Below are 13,074 nucleotides of genomic sequence, written 5' to 3'. Positions count from 1 at the left end.
GGTGCCGCCCTTCGGCGTGTGTGTCCTCCGGCCGTCAGTAGGCGGAGTTCACGTTGTCCATCGAGCCGTAGACCTTGGCCGCGTAGTTGCAGGCCGCGGTGATGTTGGCGACCGGGTCGTAGATGTTCCAGGACGTGCCCTCGACGTGGTACGCCTTGAAGGTCGGGTCGATCACCTGGAGCAGACCCTTGGAGGGGATGCCGGCGGCGGCGTTGGAGTCCCAGTTGTTGATGGCGTTGGGGTTGCCCGTGGACTCCCGCATGATGTTGCGGTAGATGCCGTTGTAGCTGCCCGGGATGCCCTTGGCCTTCATGATGTCCAGGGATTCCTTGATCCAGCCGTCCAGGTTGTTGGCGTAGACCTTGGCGGCGGGCGCGGCGGGAGCGGCGGCGGCAGCGACCGGCTTGCGCTCCTCGGACCGGCTGGCGGCCTCCTTCTCGGCGCGCTCCTTGTCGGCCTTCGCCTTGGCCTCGGCCTCGGCCTTCTTCTTGTTCTCGGCGTCCTTCTTGGCCTGCTCGGCCGCGCGGTCCGCCTGCTTGTTCAGCTCGGCCTGCTGGGTCTCGCCGAAGGCGGAGGCGTTCCACGCCACCGGCTTCACCGCCTGGGCCTGCTCGGCGTCGGCGGAACCGTTGGGCACGACCGCGAACGCCAGGGCGGCGACACCGGCCGCGGCGATTCCGGCCGCGGAGAACGTGTGGACCTTGGTCAGGCGGGTATAGCCAGAGATGGGGGAGCGCATGCTGAGCTGAACCTCTTCCGATCGATGAGTCGCACCGGCCCGTCCTGGCGCGCTGAAAGCGCCGTTTCTCGGTTCACGGCGCCGTGCGACGGAGCAAATTCTTAGCGGTCGCAAAATGCCGTGGCAAAGGTGTGACGTACTACGCCGCTTCGTTGAAGCGCCCTCCGCACGGCTCGGGCGAAAGGGTGCGTCACCTGCTCGAACCGCTCCTTATGGGCGCCTTATCCGTCCACTAGGCCGCTTCGTACGTGATGTGCGTCCCATGAGCGGGCTCACACCGGGAGGTCTTGTTTCTCACCCGGTGTGGCCGCGCCCCTGCGGAGAGTTTGCGATCAGAAACGTTCCTTTGAGGTTCTTGGAACCGGGCCTGGGGTCAGACCTCCACCAGCACCTGATCCAGGCTCTTGCGCACCAGGTCCGGCACCTCGCAGTCCGCCGCCGGATAGCCCACGGGGATCACCGCGAACGCCTTCTCGTTCACCGGCCGCCCCAGTACCTCCGACAGGAACCGCATCGGGCTCGGCGTGTGCACCAGCGCCGCCAGCCCCGACAGATGCAGCGCGGACAGCAGCATCCCGACCGCGATGCCGACCGACTCGTCCACGTAGTAGTGCTTGCGCCGGCTGCCGTCCTCGCCGAGCCAGTAGCGCTGCTGGAAGACCACGATCAGCGCGGGCGCGTCCGTCAGATGCGGCTTGACCTCGTCCGTGCCCAGCGGCCGCAGCGCCGCCAGCCACTCCTCGCCCAGCCGCCCCGCATAGGAGAGGCGCTCCTCTTCCTCCGCCGCCTCCCGGATGCGCCGCCGTACCTCCGGGTCCTTCACCAGGACGAACGTCCACGGCTGCTGATGCGCCCCGGAGGGCGCGGTGGCAGCGCACGCGATGGCGTCCCTGACCACCTGCTCCGGCACGGGATCGGCCGAGAACCGCCGCACGGTCCGCCGCTCCGCCATCCGCTCCCGCAACTCGGCGGCCCGCCCGACCGACTCCTCGACACCCATCCGCACGGGCCGGTACGGCACGGCCCGGTACGGCTCGCCATGGGTGGGGGTCCACTGTCCTATTGGTATAGACATGAGGAGAGCCTGCCCACGGGCCCACCGGCCTAAGGCTTACGGACTACGCCCGCCCCCACCGTCGGCCCGATCCCGGAAATGGCTCCGCTCGATACCGTGAGACCATGACCCATGGCCCCCGCTCCGGCCTCACGGCCGTAAGCACCGCCCTGCTCGCCATGAGCCGCCACCTGGAGGTGCGCGACGTCCTCAAGACGATCGTCGTCTCCGCCCGGGAGCTCCTCGACGCCGAGTACGCCGCCCTCGGCGTCCCCGACGACCACGGAGGCTTCGCCCAGTTCGTCGTCGACGGCGTCAGCGAAGAGCAGTGGAAGGCCATCGGCCCGCTGCCCCGCCAGCACGGCATCCTCGCCGCCATGCTCAAGGACGCCACCCCGCAGCGCCTCGCCGACGTCCGGCTGGACCACCGCTTCGAGGGCTGGCCCGGCGCCCACCCGGACATGAGCGACTTCATCGGGATGCCCGTCGCCGACGGCGACGAGATCCTCGGCGCCCTCTTCCTCGCCAATAAGAAGTGCCCCAAGCCCGCCGGCGGCTGCGGCTTCACCGCCGAGGACGAGGAGCTGCTGAGCGTCCTCGCCCAGCACGCCGCCATAGCCCTCACCAACGCCCGCCTCTACGAGCGCAGCCGTGAGCTGACCATCGCCGGGGAGCGGGCCCGCCTCGCCCACGAGCTCCACGACGCCGTCTCCCAGAAGCTCTTCTCCCTGCGGCTGACCGCCCAGGCCGCCGCCGCCCTCGTCGACCGCGACCCCGCCCGCGCCAAGGGCGAGCTGCACCAGGTCGCCCGGCTCGCCGCCGAGGCCGCCGACGAGCTGCGCGCCGCCGTCGTGGAGCTGCGCCCCGCCGGGCTCGACGAGGACGGCCTCGTCGCCACCCTGCGCACCCAGGTCAAGGTCCTCGACCGGGCCCAGTCCACCGCCAGGGTCACCTTCGCCGCCCATGGCGTACGGGCCCTGCCGGCCGCCCAGGAGGAGGCGCTGCTCCGGGTGGCCCAGGAGGCCCTCCACAACGCCCTGCGCCACTCCGGGGCACGGGCCGTGGACGTCACCCTCACCCGCCGGGGCCACGGCGCCGCCCTGCGGGTGGCCGACGACGGGCAGGGCTTCGACCCCTCCGCCGTGCGCAGGGCCGGCCGGCACCTGGGCCTGGTCTCCATGCGGGACCGGGCGAACGGGGTCGGCGGCGGCCTGACCGTGGAATCCGCGCCCGGCAAGGGCACGACGATCGAAATGGAGGTGCCCGGTGGCTGAGAGCCGTGTGATCCGGGTGCTGCTGGTGGACGACCACCAGGTGGTCCGCAGGGGGCTGCGCACCTTTCTGGAGGTCCAGGACGACATCGAGGTCGTCGGCGAGGCCGGGGACGGCGTCGAGGGCGTCGAGCGGGCCGAGGAGCTGCGACCGGACGTCGTCCTCATGGACGTGAAGATGCCCGGCATGGACGGGATCGAGGCGCTGCGCAGGCTCCGGGAGCTCGACAACCCCACCCGGGTGCTGGTCGTCACCAGCTTCACCGAGCAGCGCACCGTCATCCCCGCCCTGCGGGCGGGCGCGGCGGGCTACGTCTACAAGGACGTGGACCCGGACGCCCTCGCCGGTGCCATCCGGTCCGTGCACGCCGGGCACGTCCTGCTCCAGCCGGAGGTGGCGGACATCCTGCTGTCGCAGGACGAGGGCGGCTCGGGGAGCCAGGGGAGGGGCAACGGGCTCACCGAGCGGGAGCGCGAGGTGCTGGCCCTGATCGCGGACGGGCGCTCCAACCGGGAGATCGCCCGGGCGCTGGTCCTGTCCGAGAAGACCGTCAAGACCCACGTGTCGAACATCCTGATGAAGCTGGACCTCGCCGACCGGACGCAGGCGGCGCTGTGGGCCGTCCGACATGGGATCGGAGCCTGAGGGGCGGCCGTTCCCGGGCGGTAGCGGAACGTCGCGTTCTGATCAGAGATTCATGCGGTCGTGTGATAACCCCTCCGCCCCAGCAACCCGAATGGCCCTGGGCCGTTTTCCATGGCGTAACCGCGGCGGGAGCCGTGGCGACGCTCTGGCAAAACACTCAGGAAGGTCATAGGAAGAGTGAACAACATCAAGAAGGCCGCTGCTGTCACGCTCGCCGTCGGCGGTCTCGCCCTCGCCGGCGCCGGTGCCGCCTCCGCCCACGGGGCCCACGGCGCGCACGGCGTGGCGGAGAAGTCGCCCGGCGTCGTCTCCGGCAACGTCATCCAGGTCCCGGTCGAGGTCCCGGTGAACCTCTGCGGCAACAGCATCAACGTCGTCGGCGCCCTGAACCCGGCCGCGGGCAACCTCTGCGTCAACGAGTAATCAGCTCGTCGCACCACCCTCGCCACCCCAAAGGCAGGTCGGCTCCGCACCCGGCGGAGCCGACATCCGGGTGGCGGTCAATCGTCCGAAAGAGGGCAAACACCGTCGATGGCCGTGCCATCGGCGGTGCATTGGCGTTCATAGGTGCAGGGCCCCGTGGCAGGGGTCGACCAGGTCAGTCATCAGAAGGAAGAGCACCTATGAACAGTGCCAAGAAGGCCGCCCTCGCTCTGGCCGCGGCCGGTGTCGCCCTCGGCGCCTCCGTCGTCCCCGCCGCCGCCACGGATGACGACGGGTTCGGCGGAGCGCTGGCCTCCGGTGTAGCCAAGGGGTCACCGGGTGTCATCTCGGGCAACGTCATCCAGATTCCGCTGGACGTCCCGATCAACCTCTGCGGCAACACCATCGACATCATCGGCCTCCTGAACCCGACGTTCGGCAACACCTGCATCAACAACCCCCCGGTCGAGCACCACATGACCGAGCACCACGTCACCACCGAGCACCACCACGGCCGCCACCACGAGGACCGCGGCCGTGAGGGCCATGGCGAGGGCCGTGAGGGCCATGGCGAGGGTCGCGAGGGCCGCTAGTAAACAGGTCTCACGCCCTGTGCCTCCATCGGCGGCACGGACACGCGTACGGCGAGGCCCCGCGGACCCCTCGGTCCGCGGGGCCTCGCCGCCGCCGGGGGCGCGTCAGTGCCGCCCTCGGTCCCGCTCCTCCAGCATCGCGTTGTACGCGGCCACCCGCGCCCGCCTGGCCGTACGCTCCACCGGCCGCAGCGCCGCCGCCCGTGCCGCGATCTCCGAGGCGCTCACCGCGCCGCCGTGCTCACGCCCCTCGGTGTCCCCGGGCTCGTACGCGATCCCGATCAGCGCCCCGACCCGCTGCGCCAGCTCCAGCACCCGCGCCGCCCGCGGCGGATACCCCGGCGCCAGCACCTCACGGCTCTTCTCGGCCCGCGCCCGGTAGGCCTCCAGGGCCGCCTGGGCAGCGGGTCCCGAGCCGGCCACGTCCAGCCGGGTCAGCACCTCCGTCGCCTCGCGCAGCGCCTCGGCCAGCTCCCGCTCGGCCTCCGACAGCGAGGGCACATCGGCCGGCGGCGCGTCCCGCACGGCCAGGCAGTGCCACACCACCTCGACGTGCACATCGCCCTCGGGCCCCGCCTCGTACACCTCCGGCACCAGCCCCAGCGCCGTTCCCGGGACGACGACGGCCTCCTCGGCCTCCATGGCGCGGGCATTGAACTCCGGCGGTCCGCTCAGCCCCAGCGGATGCCCCGGCACCGGCAGCGCCAGCCGTAGTCCCGTCGCCCCCAGTGCCCTCAGTCGTCCCAGCGCCAGTGTGAGTCCCACCGGCCCGGACTCGCCGGGCAAACCGGTGACACGGTGGACCGCGTCACTTCCGGTGATGTGGTGTGCGGCATCATCGGGGGCGGCAAATCCGGCAAGGAGGGCATTTCCCCACGCGGTGAGCCGTCCTGAGCGATTCTCATCGAGCATGGCCCCCAGCCTAGGGACTGCCATCGGTAACCGGTGGCGTAGGTTTTTCCCAGGGGGCTGCGCCGACAGGCGCAAGCGACGAAGCGACTGCAATGGGAGACAACGCGCTCATGAGCGATGTGCTGGAACTGGTGGACGTATCCGTGGTCCGCGACGGCCGGGCTCTGGTGGACCAGGTCTCCTGGTCGGTGAAGGAGGGCGAGCGCTGGGTGATCCTCGGCCCCAACGGCGCCGGCAAGACCACCCTTCTCAATGTCGCCTCCAGCTATCTCTTCCCCACCAAGGGCACCGCCCGGATCCTCGGTGAGAAGCTCGGCTCGGTCGACGTCTTCGAGCTCCGCCCGCGCATCGGCATGGCCGGCATCGCCCTGGCCGACAAGCTGCCGCGCAGCCAGACCGTCCTCCAGACGGTCCTCACCGCCGCCTACGGCATGACCGCCGGCTGGCACGAGAACTACGAGGAGGTCGACGAGCAGCGCGCCCGCGCCTTCCTCGACGTCCTCGGCATGACCGAGTTCCTCGACCGCAAGTTCGGCACCCTCTCCGAGGGCGAGCGCAAGCGCACCCTGATCGCCCGCGCGATGATGACCGACCCCGAGCTGCTGATGCTCGACGAGCCCGCCGCCGGCCTGGACCTCGGCGGCCGCGAGGACCTCGTCCGCCGCCTGGGCCGGCTCGCCCGCGACCCGCTCGCCCCCTCGATGGTCATGGTCACCCACCACGTCGAGGAGATCGCCCCCGGCTTCACCCACGTCCTGATGATCCGCCAGGGCAAGGTGCTCGCCGCGGGCCCCATCGAGCTCGAGCTGACCTCCCGCAACCTCTCCCACTGCTTCGGCCTGCCGCTGGTCGTCGAGCAGCGCGGCGACCGCTGGACGGCCCAGGGCCTCCCGATGGCCTAAGGGAGCCCGGGCCCTTCCCGCACGCCCTGTCCGCCGGGCGGCCACCACCCCTACCATGACCACGTGGACACATGGGTGTGGTGGCTCGTGGCCGCCGTCGGACTGGGAATCCCACTGGTCGTGACCGCCATGCCGGAGTTCGGCATGCTCGCGGCCGGGGCCGTCGCCGCCGCGGTCACCGCGGCCGTCTTCCACGCGGGCACGGTGGCCCAATTCGTGGTCTTCGCCGTCGTCTCCGTCGCCCTCATCGCCGTCGTCAGGCCGATCGCCAACCGCCAGCGCGGCCGCCGCGGCGAGCAGGCGATGGGCATCGACGCGCTCAGGGGCCGGCAGGCCGTCGTCCTCGAACGGGTCGACGGCGGCGGCGGCCGCATCAAGCTGGCGGGCGAGATCTGGTCCGCCCGTTCCCTCCACGCCGACCGCTCCTACGAAGTGGGCCAGCAGGTCGACGTCGTCGAGATCGACGGCGCCACGGCGGTCGTCATCTGACCCCGTCGGCCAGAACCGGCCGCATCCCGACGAGCTGGGCCCAACGCCTGCACGGTGGCATCCGGTTCTGTAAGACTGATCAAGACCATTGCACCCACGCACTGGTCATGACCCACGAGACCTACGACAGCGGCATGGGGAGCTGAGCCACGATGGAACCGATCATCATCGTCCTGATCATCCTGGTGGTGCTCGTCTTCATCGCCCTCATGAAGACGGTGCAGGTCATCCCGCAGGCCAGCGCCGCCATCGTGGAGCGCTTCGGCCGCTACACCCGCACCCTCAACGCGGGCCTGAACATCGTCGTCCCGTTCATCGACTCCATCCGCAACCGCATCGACCTCCGCGAACAGGTCGTCCCGTTCCCGCCGCAGCCGGTGATCACCCAGGACAACCTCGTCGTCAACATCGACACGGTCATCTACTACCAGGTGACCGACGCCCGCGCCGCGACCTACGAGGTCTCCAGCTTCATCCAGGCCATCGAACAGCTCACCGTCACCACCCTGCGCAACATCATCGGCGGCATGGACCTGGAGCGTACCCTCACCTCCCGTGAGGAGATCAACGCCGCCCTGCGCGGCGTCCTCGACGAGGCCACCGGCAAGTGGGGCATCCGCGTCAACCGCGTCGAGCTCAAGGCCATCGAGCCCCCCACCTCCATCCAGGACTCGATGGAGAAGCAGATGCGCGCCGACCGGGACAAGCGCGCCGCGATCCTCACCGCCGAGGGCATCCGGCAGTCGCAGATCCTCACGGCGGAGGGCGAGAAGCAGTCCGCGATCCTGCGCGCCGAGGGCGAGGCCCGGGCGGCGGCCCTCCGTGCCGAGGGCGAGGCCCAGGCGATCCGCACCGTCTTCGAGTCCATCCACGCCGGTGACGCCGACGAGAAGCTGCTCGCCTACCAGTACCTCCAGATGCTCCCCAAGATCGCCGAGGGCGACGCCAACAAGCTCTGGATCGTGCCCAGCGAGATCGGCGACGCCCTCAAGGGCCTCAGCGGCGCCGTCGGCAGCTTCGGCGCCCCGGGCGGCGGAGGCGGCGGCACCCCCAAGATCACCAAGGAGAGCCCCCGCCGCGAGCAGCCCCCGATCGACTGAAGCCCTCTCCTTCCTCATGCATGATCGATTCATGCATGATCAGTGCGGCCCCCCGACCCCCTCAGGGCGGGGAGGCGACACACTGAAGCGAAGGAGATGGCCTTGTCCATCTGGCAAGCACTCGCGGTCCTCGCCGCCGGCGTCGGCGCGGGCACCATCAACGCCATCGTCGGCAGCGGCACCCTCTTCACCTTTCCGGTGCTCCTCGCCACCGGACTGCCCCCCGTCACCGCCAACGTCTCGAACACCCTGGGACTCGTCACCGGCAACATCAGCGGCGCCGTCGGCTACCGCCGCGAACTGCGCGGCCAGCGCGGCCGCGTCATCCGCTTCGGCATCACCGCACTGATCGGCGGCCTCACCGGAGCCGTCCTGCTGCTCGCCCTCCCGTCGAAGGCCTTCGACGCGATCGTCCCCGCGCTCATCGCCCTCGCCCTGCTGCTCGTCGTGCTCCAGCCCCGGCTCGCCCGGGCCCTCGCCCGCCGCCGGGAGCGCAACGGCACCGAGGCCCCCACCGACGGCGGCCCCGCCCTCCTCGCCGGACTGCTCCTGGCCAGCGCCTACGGCGGCTACTTCGGCGCGGCCCAGGGCGTCATGTACCTCTCCCTCATGGGCCTGCTGCTCCACGACGACCTCCAGCGCGTCAACGCCCTCAAGAACACCATCGGTGTCGTCGTCAACGGCGTCGCCGCGCTCTTCTTCGTCTTCGTCGCCGACGTCGACTGGACGGCCGTCCTCCTGATCGCCGTCGGCTCCACCATCGGCGGCCTCATAGGCGCGAAGGTCGGCCGCAGGCTCTCGCCCACGGTCCTGCGCGGCGTCATCGTCGCCGTCGGCGGCGTCGCGATCGCGCAGATGCTGCTCAGGTAGGGACCAAAAAGGTAGGGACCAAAAGGGAGAACGCTCCGGGCCCTTCCCCCGTGAAAACCCCGGGCCCGGAGCGTTACAGCAGCAGGCGCGGCCACCCGGCTCACGAGCCGGACTCCGGCGGACGGCCGGCGCACCAGCGCCCCACCGCCCCCGCCACTGCGGTACCCGCTGCCCGACGGCCGCATGCGAAGCCGCCAGTCAGGCACCACTACTGTGCGATCCCCGCCCGCCCGGCGCAACGGAATTTCCGGCCGCCCACCCGCGCGTGACGGGGCGCGGGAACGTCAGCCGGCCGCCGGAGCCTCGTACTCACCGATCAGCTGCGCCCGCCCCAGCGCGTGGAAGCGCAGGTGGAAGCCGACCACGGCCGGCGAGGCGGCCTCGTCCGGGCCCAGCTTCTCCCGGTCCACCGCGTACACCGTGAAGACGTACCGGTGGGGACCGTCCCCGGGCGGCGGCGCGGCGCCGCCGAAGTCACGGGTGCCGTAGTCGTTGCGCGCGTGCACGGCGCCCGCGGGCAGCCCCTTCATCTCACCGGTGCCCGCACCGGCCGGCAGCTCGGTGACGTCGGCCGGGATGTCGAAGACGACCCAGTGCCAGAAACCGCTGCCGGTCGGCGCGTCCGGGTCGTAGCACGTCACCGCGAAGCTCTTCGTCCCCTCGGGGGCGCCCTCCCAGCGCAGGTGCGGCGACACATTGCCACCGGAGAGGACCTGATCGCCCTTCAGCCTCGCCCCGGGCGTCACGTCATCGCTCACCACGGGGAACGAGGGCACCGGCGGATGAAAATCGTGGGGGAGCGGCCGACGCTTCTGCTCGGACACCAGGACACCTCCAGTACACGCGGACAGCTGAAAGCGCCAGCCTAGCGACGCCTGGACCGTCGGCACTGCGACCATATGGAGTGTGCTTCATGTACTTCAGAACATCGGACGACGGCAGAGCCGCCTTATGCGCGCCCTGACCCTGCTGCTGGCAGCCCTGCCGCTGCTGTTGCTCCCCGCCTGCTCCTCGTCGGGAAGCCAGAAGGCGGAGAAAACCCGGACCCCGGCCGTCACCACGCCACCACCGGGCTCGGTGCCCTCCTGGGCGAAGGGCATGAAGACCGTCACCGAGGACAAGCTGCCGCCCGAGGCACGCCGTACCCTCGAACTCATCGCCAAGGGCGGCCCCTTCCCGTACGACAAGGACGGCACCGTCTTCGGCAACTACGAGAACCGGCTTCCCAAGCAGGCCCGCGGCTACTACCACGAGTACACCGTCCCCACCCCCGGCGCCCGCAACCGCGGCGCCCGACGCGTCATCACCGGAGAGCACTCCGAGCGCTACTACACCGGCGACCACTACCAGACCTTCGAAGCGGTGGTGCACCCATGACCCGTCCGCTGCCCGCCCCAGGGCTCCCCGGCATCCTCAACGGATCGATCCCCCCGGGCATCTACCACCTGCCCCCTACCGAGGCCCTCACGGACGCCCGCACGGACGCCCCCACGGACGTCATGGCCCGCGCCGCCGAGGCCGACTGGCGGGGCGCCAGGCTCCGGCTCACCGGGGTCCACGACAAGGCCGCTTTCCTCGACCGCTGTGCGACGGACCTGGAGTTCCCCGAGTGGTTCGGCCGCAACTGGGACGCCCTCGCCGACTGCCTCACGGACCTGTCGTGGTGGGGCTCCGGCAAGTTCCGCGGCTATCTGCTGCTCGCCGAGGACTGGGAGACCTTCCGCAAGGCCGCCCCGGGCGACGCCCGGACGGCGGAGGCGGTCCTCCACGACGCCGTCGAGTACTGGGCGAGCACGGATTCGCCCCTGGTCGTCCTGCTGGGCTGACCGACGGCCGGGGCCCGGCTCCCCGGCCGCCGGTCATCGGCCGGGGGCCGTCCCCCCGGCTCAGAGCCAGTTCCGCTTGCCGCCCACCTCCGCGAGCCACTGGTGGAGGTAGGCCGCCCAGTCGGTCTGCTCGTACGTGCGCAGATCCATGGTGAACGAGCGGTAGGTGTCGCTGCCCGAGCTGAACAGCCCCGGCTTCTTGTCCATCTCCAGCACGACGTCCATCTCGCGGTCGTCCGCGACGAACGACAGCTCCACCTCGTTCAGCCCCCGGTACCGGTCCGGCGCATGGAACTCGATCTCCTGGTAGAAGGGCAGCCGCTGCCGCGTGCCACTGATGCGGCCGCGCTCGAGATCGGCGGACTTGAAGGAGAAACCGAGCCGGCCGAAGGCGTCGAGGATCGCCTGCTGGGCGGGGAGCGGATGCACGTTCACCGGATCGAGGTCGCTGGAGTCCACCGCGCGGGCGATGGCGAGGTGGGTGGTCACCCCCACGTTCATCCCGGTGAGGTGCCGGCCCAGGAACATGGTGACCGGCGTCTCCCAGGGGATCTCCAGCCCGAACGGCACCACGTGCGAGGCCTCCGCCTGCACCTCGAAGGCCCCGCCCAGCTGGACGCGGGTGAACTCCACGTCCTGCTTGTACTCGCCGTCGTTCCCCTCGACCTCGACCCGCGCCTGGAGCCCTACCGACAGCCCCTCGATCCGCTGCGGCACCGAACCTCCCTGGATGCGCACCTCGCCCTGCACCACCCCGCCGGGTACGACGTTCTCCTCGAACAGCACCGTCTCCACCGAGGCCCCGCCCGCGCCCAGGCTCGCCATCAGCTTCTTGAACACCATCGCGCTCTTCCTCCCCGGACCCGGCCGCCGGGCCCTTCCACTACGCTCGACCGGCATGACTGCCGCGCCTGACCGTATGCCACTCGACCGCGCGTTCTTCGACCGTCCCGTACTGGAGGTCGCCCCCGAACTCCTGGGCCGCACCCTCGTCCGGACGACCCCGCAGGGCCCGATCGAACTGCGCATCACCGAGGTGGAGGCATACGCGGGAGAGAAGGACCCCGGCTCGCACGCCTTCCGTGGCCGCACGGAGCGGAACGCGTCGATGTTCGGTCCGCCCGGACACGCGTACGTCTACTTCATCTACGGCATGTGGTTCAGCCTCAACCTGGTCTGCGGCCCCGAGGGCACGGCCAGCGGAGTCCTGCTGCGCGGCGGTGAAGTGATCAAGGGCGTCGACCTGGCCCGGGCCAACCGCCCGAAGGCCCGCCACGACCGCGAGCTGGCCCAGGGCCCGGCCCGCCTCGCGACCGCCCTCGACGTGGACCGCTCGCTCAACGGCACGGACCTCTGCGCCGGCCCGGGCGCGCCCCTCTCCGTCCTTCGGGGCACTCCCGTCCCCACGGGTCAGGTGCGCAACGGCCCCCGCACGGGCGTGGGCGGCGCGGGCGCCGTCCACCCCTGGCGCTTCTGGACGGACGGCGACCCGACGGTCAGCCGGTACCGGGCCCATGTGCCGCGTGACAGGAGCAAGCGAGGTCAGCCGGCCGGTGCTTGACTCCTGCGCCGAGAGGGCCTAACGTAGGCGAGCCGCTTGAGACGGGCAGCGCCCTGGGCGCGTCCGAGACGAGCGGCGACCACCACTACTGCGAGGACATCCCTGATCGGGGTCTATTTCGGCGTGCCGAAATATTCCTGCGGTCGGCTCGATTAGGAGCCGAAAGGGAAATCCGCTAAAGTAGTGATCACGCCGGAGGCCGAAAGGCCAAAAGCGAGAAACCCCGCTCCAACAGGGGGCCGGAAAAGGAATCCGAACCGGGAACGGAACGGAAAACGGATCTGGTAAGGTTGGAAACACCGAAGGGAAGCCCGGAGGAAAGCCCCAGTAATCAACACTGTGGGTGAGTACAAAGGAAGCGTCCGTTCCTTGAGAACTCAACAGCGTGCCAAAAGTCAACGCCAGATATGTTGACACCCCGTCCGTCATCACGATGGATGAGGTTCCTTTAAAAAAGTCCTGCCGGGTCCGATTATGGATCGGGTAGGCGCACACAGCGAGGACGCTGTGAACGACCGGGCCTATTCCGCCTGGTTGTTCCGCTCAACGCGAGTGTTTCACCGGCAGTTTTTAATTAAACGCAGCCCGGTAATCATTCACGGAGAGTTTGATCCTGGCTCAGGACGAACGCTGGCGGCGTGCTTAACACATGCAAGTCGAACGATGAAGCCCTTCGGGGTGGATTAGT

The 13,074-nt window shown here is 70.2% G+C and carries 16 protein-coding genes and 1 rRNA gene; 12 read left to right on the top strand and 5 right to left on the bottom strand.

All coding sequences use genetic code 11. The annotated features are described in order from the left end of the window. Nucleotides 1-34: 34 nt before the first annotated feature. The gene (locus tag ACFYZR_RS00085) at nucleotides 35-739 is read right to left on the bottom strand and encodes a transglycosylase SLT domain-containing protein (RefSeq protein WP_391902611.1); all 705 of its coding nucleotides are present in this window, start codon (nucleotides 737-739) and stop codon (nucleotides 35-37) included. Between the two features lie 373 nt (nucleotides 740-1,112). Further along, the gene (locus ACFYZR_RS00080) at nucleotides 1,113-1,814 is read right to left on the bottom strand and encodes a nitroreductase family protein (protein ID WP_391902608.1); all 702 of its coding nucleotides are present in this window, start codon (nucleotides 1,812-1,814) and stop codon (nucleotides 1,113-1,115) included. Nucleotides 1,815-1,918: 104 nt separating this feature from the next. Between ACFYZR_RS00080 and ACFYZR_RS00075 the strand changes: the two genes are divergently transcribed. From ACFYZR_RS00075 to ACFYZR_RS00060, 4 genes are all read left to right on the top strand, one after another. Further along, a complete protein-coding gene (locus tag ACFYZR_RS00075) occupies nucleotides 1,919-3,067 on the top strand; it encodes a GAF domain-containing sensor histidine kinase (protein ID WP_391902605.1) in 1,149 nt (382 codons plus the stop codon). Then, nucleotides 3,060-3,710 carry a response regulator gene (locus ACFYZR_RS00070; RefSeq protein ID WP_391902602.1) on the top strand — a complete coding sequence of 217 codons (651 nt, stop codon included), beginning with the start codon at nucleotides 3,060-3,062 and terminating at the stop codon, nucleotides 3,708-3,710. Before ACFYZR_RS00075 ends, ACFYZR_RS00070 begins: the two co-directional genes overlap by 8 nt. Before the next feature lie 177 nt (nucleotides 3,711-3,887). Further along, the gene (locus ACFYZR_RS00065; RefSeq protein WP_391902599.1) at nucleotides 3,888-4,133 is read left to right on the top strand and encodes a chaplin; all 246 of its coding nucleotides are present in this window, start codon (nucleotides 3,888-3,890) and stop codon (nucleotides 4,131-4,133) included. Between the two features lie 200 nt (nucleotides 4,134-4,333). Then, nucleotides 4,334-4,726, top strand: a complete 393-nt coding sequence (locus ACFYZR_RS00060; protein ID WP_391902597.1) for a chaplin — start codon at nucleotides 4,334-4,336, stop codon at nucleotides 4,724-4,726. A 105-nt stretch (nucleotides 4,727-4,831) separates the two neighbouring features. Here ACFYZR_RS00060 and ACFYZR_RS00055 read toward each other — a convergent pair whose 3' ends face one another. Beyond that, the gene (locus ACFYZR_RS00055) at nucleotides 4,832-5,638 is read right to left on the bottom strand and encodes a hypothetical protein (RefSeq protein ID WP_391902594.1); all 807 of its coding nucleotides are present in this window, start codon (nucleotides 5,636-5,638) and stop codon (nucleotides 4,832-4,834) included. Between the two features lie 92 nt (nucleotides 5,639-5,730). Here ACFYZR_RS00055 and ACFYZR_RS00050 point away from each other — a divergent pair, with 92 nt between their 5' ends. From ACFYZR_RS00050 to ACFYZR_RS00035, 4 genes are all read left to right on the top strand, one after another. Then, the gene (locus ACFYZR_RS00050) at nucleotides 5,731-6,540 is read left to right on the top strand and encodes an ABC transporter ATP-binding protein (protein ID WP_391902591.1); all 810 of its coding nucleotides are present in this window, start codon (nucleotides 5,731-5,733) and stop codon (nucleotides 6,538-6,540) included. A gap of 63 nt (nucleotides 6,541-6,603) precedes the next feature. Next, nucleotides 6,604-7,029 carry an NfeD family protein gene (locus tag ACFYZR_RS00045; RefSeq protein ID WP_391902588.1) on the top strand — a complete coding sequence of 142 codons (426 nt, stop codon included), beginning with the start codon at nucleotides 6,604-6,606 and terminating at the stop codon, nucleotides 7,027-7,029. A gap of 152 nt (nucleotides 7,030-7,181) precedes the next feature. Further along, nucleotides 7,182-8,129: an SPFH domain-containing protein gene (locus ACFYZR_RS00040; RefSeq protein ID WP_391902585.1), complete on the top strand. Its 948-nt coding sequence runs from the start codon at nucleotides 7,182-7,184 to the stop codon at nucleotides 8,127-8,129. A gap of 96 nt (nucleotides 8,130-8,225) precedes the next feature. Continuing rightward, nucleotides 8,226-8,999 (top strand): sulfite exporter TauE/SafE family protein, encoded by a 774-nt coding sequence (locus ACFYZR_RS00035; protein ID WP_391902582.1) that lies wholly within the window; start codon nucleotides 8,226-8,228, stop codon nucleotides 8,997-8,999. A gap of 284 nt (nucleotides 9,000-9,283) precedes the next feature. Here ACFYZR_RS00035 and ACFYZR_RS00030 read toward each other — a convergent pair whose 3' ends face one another. Then, entirely contained in the window at nucleotides 9,284-9,823 is a 540-nt protein-coding gene (locus ACFYZR_RS00030) for a YbhB/YbcL family Raf kinase inhibitor-like protein (protein WP_391902580.1), read from the bottom strand. A 127-nt stretch (nucleotides 9,824-9,950) separates the two neighbouring features. Between ACFYZR_RS00030 and ACFYZR_RS00025 the strand changes: the two genes are divergently transcribed. Both ACFYZR_RS00025 and ACFYZR_RS00020 read left to right on the top strand, forming a co-directional pair. Next, nucleotides 9,951-10,376, top strand: coding sequence for a ribonuclease domain-containing protein (locus ACFYZR_RS00025; RefSeq protein ID WP_391902576.1), 426 nt, complete (start codon nucleotides 9,951-9,953; stop codon nucleotides 10,374-10,376). Beyond that, nucleotides 10,373-10,825 carry a barstar family protein gene (locus ACFYZR_RS00020; protein WP_391902573.1) on the top strand — a complete coding sequence of 151 codons (453 nt, stop codon included), beginning with the start codon at nucleotides 10,373-10,375 and terminating at the stop codon, nucleotides 10,823-10,825. The genes ACFYZR_RS00025 and ACFYZR_RS00020 overlap by 4 nt, the downstream gene beginning before the upstream one ends. A 60-nt stretch (nucleotides 10,826-10,885) precedes the next feature. Here the strand turns inward: ACFYZR_RS00020 and ACFYZR_RS00015 are convergent, their stop codons facing one another. After that, nucleotides 10,886-11,668 (bottom strand): sporulation protein, encoded by a 783-nt coding sequence (locus ACFYZR_RS00015; RefSeq protein WP_391902570.1) that lies wholly within the window; start codon nucleotides 11,666-11,668, stop codon nucleotides 10,886-10,888. A 55-nt stretch (nucleotides 11,669-11,723) separates the two neighbouring features. Here ACFYZR_RS00015 and ACFYZR_RS00010 point away from each other — a divergent pair, with 55 nt between their 5' ends. Next, nucleotides 11,724-12,386 carry a DNA-3-methyladenine glycosylase gene (locus ACFYZR_RS00010; protein ID WP_391902568.1) on the top strand — a complete coding sequence of 221 codons (663 nt, stop codon included), beginning with the start codon at nucleotides 11,724-11,726 and terminating at the stop codon, nucleotides 12,384-12,386. A gap of 595 nt (nucleotides 12,387-12,981) precedes the next feature. Continuing rightward, nucleotides 12,982-13,074 (top strand): 16S ribosomal RNA (locus ACFYZR_RS00005); the annotation flags it as partial.

Source organism: Streptomyces sp. NPDC001678, assembly GCF_042892945.1.
In the GTDB taxonomy this organism is placed as follows: domain Bacteria; phylum Actinomycetota; class Actinomycetes; order Streptomycetales; family Streptomycetaceae; genus Streptomyces.
Note: the sequence above shows the minus strand (reverse complement) of the source record. Positions and strands in the feature narration are given on the sequence as shown.